Source organism: Streptomyces justiciae (genome assembly GCF_015163075.1).
Taxonomy (GTDB): domain Bacteria; phylum Actinomycetota; class Actinomycetes; order Streptomycetales; family Streptomycetaceae; genus Streptomyces; species Streptomyces justiciae.
The window spans coordinates 1-2387 of record NZ_JADDXU010000045.1; the positions used below are offsets into that span (position 1 = coordinate 1).

General features: G+C 56.9%; 1 rRNA gene. It reads right to left on the reverse strand.

Annotated elements, in window-relative coordinates:
• Positions 1 to 22: 22 nt before the first annotated feature.
• Positions 23 to 2387: ribosomal RNA gene (locus tag IQ210_RS46930) — 23S ribosomal RNA — on the reverse strand; the annotation flags it as partial.

Here is a 2387-nt window from a genome sequence, read left to right on the forward strand (position 1 = left end):
AACACAGTGGACGCGAGCAACTGAGGACAAGCCCTCGGCCTATTAGTACCGGTCACCTCCACACGTTACCGTGCTTCCAGATCCGGCCTATCAACCCAGTCGTCTACTGGGAGCCTTACCCTCTTATAGAGGTGGGAGTCCTCATCTCGAAGCAGGCTTCCCGCTTAGATGCTTTCAGCGGTTATCCCTCCCGAACGTAGCCAACCAGCCATGCCCTTGGCAGAACAACTGGCACACCAGAGGTTCGTCCGTCCCGGTCCTCTCGTACTAGGGACAGCCCTTCTCAAGACTCCTACGCGCACAGCGGATAGGGACCGAACTGTCTCACGACGTTCTAAACCCAGCTCGCGTACCGCTTTAATGGGCGAACAGCCCAACCCTTGGGACCGACTCCAGCCCCAGGATGCGACGAGCCGACATCGAGGTGCCAAACCATCCCGTCGATATGGACTCTTGGGGAAGATCAGCCTGTTATCCCCGGGGTACCTTTTATCCGTTGAGCGACGGCGCTTCCACAAGCCACCGCCGGATCACTAGTCCCGACTTTCGTCCCTGCTCGACCCGTCGGTCTCACAGTCAAGCTCCCTTGTGCACTTACACTCAACACCTGATTGCCAACCAGGCTGAGGGAACCTTTGGGCGCCTCCGTTACCCTTTAGGAGGCAACCGCCCCAGTTAAACTACCCATCAGACACTGTCCCTGATCCGGATCACGGACCCAGGTTAGACATCCAGCACGACCAGACTGGTATTTCAACGACGACTCCACCCGAACTGGCGTCCGAGCTTCACAGTCTCCCAGCTATCCTACACAAGCCGAACCGAACACCAATATCAAACTGTAGTAAAGGTCCCGGGGTCTTTCCGTCCTGCTGCGCGAAACGAGCATCTTTACTCGTAGTGCAATTTCACCGGGCCTATGGTTGAGACAGTCGAGAAGTCGTTACGCCATTCGTGCAGGTCGGAACTTACCCGACAAGGAATTTCGCTACCTTAGGATGGTTATAGTTACCACCGCCGTTTACTGGCGCTTAAGTTCTCAGCTTCGCAACCCCGAAAGGTCACTAACCGGTCCCCTTAACGTTCCAGCACCGGGCAGGCGTCAGTCCGTATACATCGCCTTACGGCTTCGCACGGACCTGTGTTTTTAGTAAACAGTCGCTTCTCGCTGGTCTCTGCGGCCACCCCCAGCTCACCGTGTAAAACGGATCACCAGGAATGGCCCCCCTTCTCCCGAAGTTACGGGGGCATTTTGCCGAGTTCCTTAACCATAGTTCACCCGAACGCCTCGGTATTCTCTACCTGACCACCTGAGTCGGTTTAGGGTACGGGCCGCCATGAAACTCGCTAGAGGCTTTTCTCGACAGCATAGGATCATCCACTTCACCACAATCGGCTCGGCATCAGGTCTCAGACTGTGTGCAAGGCGGATTTGCCTACCTTGCGTCCTACACCCTTACCCCGGGACAACCACCGCCCGGGATGGACTACCTTCCTGCGTCACCCCATCACTCACCTACTGCAAGTCTGGTTCGTCGGCTCCACCACTCCCCTTTGCCCGAAGGCTCCGGGGCGGCTTCACGGACTTAGCATCGCCTGGTTCGATGTTTGACGCTTCACAGCGGGTACCGGAATATCAACCGGTTATCCATCGACTACGCCTGTCGGCCTCGCCTTAGGTCCCGACTTACCCTGGGCAGATCAGCTTGACCCAGGAACCCTTAGTCAATCGGCGCACACGTTTCTCACGTGTGAATCGCTACTCATGCCTGCATTCTCACTCGTGAACCGTCCACCACTGCCTTCCGGCGCGGCTTCACCCGGCACACGACGCTCCCCTACCCATCACAGCAGGCGTTGGCCCTATTGCTGCAATGACACGACTTCGGCGGTACGCTTGAGCCCCGCTACATTGTCGGCGCGGAATCACTAGACCAGTGAGCTATTACGCACTCTTTCAAGGGTGGCTGCTTCTAAGCCAACCTCCTGGTTGTCTGTGCGACTCCACATCCTTTCCCACTTAGCGTACGCTTAGGGGCCTTAGTCGATGCTCTGGGCTGTTTCCCTCTCGACCATGGAGCTTATCCCCCACAGTCTCACTGCCGCGCTCTCACTTACCGGCATTCGGAGTTTGGCTAAGGTCAGTAACCCGGTAGGGCCCATCGCCTATCCAGTGCTCTACCTCCGGCAAGAAACACACGACGCTGCACCTAAATGCATTTCGGGGAGAACCAGCTATCACGGAGTTTGATTGGCCTTTCACCCCTAACCACAGGTCATCCCCCAGGTTTTCAACCCTGGTGGGTTCGGTCCTCCACGAAGTCTTACCTCCGCTTCAACCTGCCCATGGCTAGATCACTCCGCTTCGGGTCTTGAGCGCGCTACTA